Here is a 2,114-nt window from a genome sequence, read left to right as displayed (position 1 = left end):
AGCCGAGGACCCCGCGTCGGGACGACCGGTCGGCGACGCCGCGATCGATCCCGCCGTCGCGGCGACGACCCGCGAGGAGCTTCGCACCACGTTCGACTATCAGGTCGAGCGACTCCGCGAGATCGACAACAAGGCGATCGAGATCCTGAAGGCGAACCTGCTGCTCATCGGGATCGTCGTCACCGGCGGTTCGATCGTCGTCCAGACGACGGTGGATCTGGCCGCCTTCCTCAATCCGTTCACCGTTGCGGGCGGCCTCCTCCTGCTCGCGTCGACCGGGCTGGCGGCGGTCACCTACACCGCCTCGGACCTCCGCGGCGGGTTGGACCTCCGCGCCGTCGACGCCGTCATCGCCGCCGAGCGGAGCGAGGGCTCGTGGCTTGGAGGCGACGAAACGCCGACGAGCGACGCCGAGTTCGACGAGCGACTGCTTCGGAGCTACGCCGAGTGGATCGACTACAACGCCCGCGTCACCGCGGTCAACGACCTGTTGGCGACGGTGACGGTGCTACTGATCTTCGTCGCCTTCGTCTACGTGATCGCCGGCGTCGTCGTGGGTGCGGCGGGTCTGTCCGCGACCGAGTCGTGGGTCTCATTCGTCGTTCTCACCGTCTTCTCGACCGCGTTCACGTGGATATCGGCCCACATGGACCACCTCGGTCCCGAGACCACGCACCCGGCGGCGTCGTTCGCGGGGATCCCCCTCTCGAAGGGCGGGGACAGACGGCAGGCGTGGTCGTCGCTGCGGGCGATGCTCGGTCGAGCGCCCACGGAGGCGGAGGAGCTCGGCGTCGCGACGACGGAGCCGAAGGTCGACGAGGGAGGGGCCGGCGACGTCGAAGGTCCCTCTCGATAAATCCGGGCAAAACCGGGCAGATAAGGGACGGCAAGGGGTCAGTCCGTGTACGGCTTCTCGATGTTCGCGTCGCCGCTGATGTACGCGTTCATCCGACGCGTGACCCCGTCGAACAGCGTGATGAGCGGCGAGAGGACGCGCTCGACGAGTCGCACCGGCGACGCGATCCGCAGCGACCACGTCTCGGCGTTCCCGAGCCCGAACGCCTTGGGGACGATCTCGCCGAACACGAGGACGAGAACGCTCGTACAGGCGGTCGTCACCACGACCGCTGCGCCGGTGGGGAGGTAGCTGGCGACCAACACGGTCACGATACTCGAAATCGCGATGTTCACGACGTTGTTCCCGACGAGCAGCGTCACCAGCAGTCGGTGGGGGTCGTCGTAGAGCTCCTTCAACACGTGTCCCCGCGGGTCGTCCGCGGCGGCCTGCTTCTCGAACCACTCCGCCGGCAGCGAGAAGATCGCCGTCTCCGAACTCGAAAAGAACGCGCTGAGCGCCAACAACACGGTTACCACCCCGATCCCGGCCAGTCCGAATGCGACTCCGACCATGGGTCGTATATAAAGACGAGGTCAAAGAGGGTGTCGGCCGGACGCCGGCGATCGGAGCGAGTACCTGCCGCTCTCGTGTCAGTGTGCGGATCGGAGCGGAGCGAGGCGACGGTTCCGGCAGGACGCAGGGGCTGCGGTAGTTATTCTTCTTCCTCTTCTTCGACCGGTCCCCGTCCTCGTTCCCAGACGGCGTCCGCGGAGGTGTCGTTCGGTGCTGTGTGCGAGACATCTTTCATGCTGTCGCGGTCGTCTGCCACATTGACTCCCGATACCCCGGACCTCCGTATTAACCCTTCGTGGAAAGAGATAATGAGTCCTCATACCATATAAGGTATTAATATCCTCTGGCGCGAGCGCGATCCGATCGGTGGACGAACCGCGAATTGTCGCCGTATTATCCCCGATAAACCGGACGAACGCACGGAACCGATCCGAGAACCGCGACGGTGAAGCGCGCCGCCGTCAAAGCGTGAGTCGTGTTCGGAAACGCCGGGCCGCGCGACCGATTGACGGTGGTCAGAGACGGGACGACGCTCGCGGTCGGCCGCGAGGTCGCCGCACCGCCCGAGTCGACCGCGAGAGCGCTTCGGGACACCCGGCGGTGGCCCGAGTGGAGCCCGTCCGTCGGCGGCGTCGAGAGCGCGGACCGATACGTCGAGACCGGAACGACCGGCCGAGTCCGGATCGCAGGCGTCTGGGTCCCG

2 protein-coding genes and 1 pseudogene are annotated in these 2,114 nt (G+C 66.4%); 2 read left to right on the top strand and 1 reads right to left on the bottom strand.

What is annotated here, in order from left to right:
* On the top strand, nucleotides 1-856 hold an 856-nt coding region (locus tag BN903_RS17395), incomplete at its 5' end, for a hypothetical protein (RefSeq protein WP_048077306.1).
* Between the two features lie 38 nt (nucleotides 857-894).
* Here BN903_RS17395 and BN903_RS08350 read toward each other — a convergent pair.
* Nucleotides 895-1,410, bottom strand: coding sequence for a CNNM domain-containing protein (locus BN903_RS08350; RefSeq protein WP_048077305.1), 516 nt, complete (start codon nucleotides 1,408-1,410; stop codon nucleotides 895-897).
* Nucleotides 1,411-1,886: 476 nt separating this feature from the next.
* Between BN903_RS08350 and BN903_RS18070 the strand changes: the two are divergent.
* A pseudogene (locus BN903_RS18070) lies at nucleotides 1,887-2,114 on the top strand (SRPBCC family protein); the annotation flags it as partial.

The sequence above is a fragment of the Halorubrum sp. AJ67 genome (genome assembly GCF_000513435.1).
Note: the sequence above shows the minus strand (reverse complement) of the source record. Positions and strands in the feature narration are given on the sequence as shown.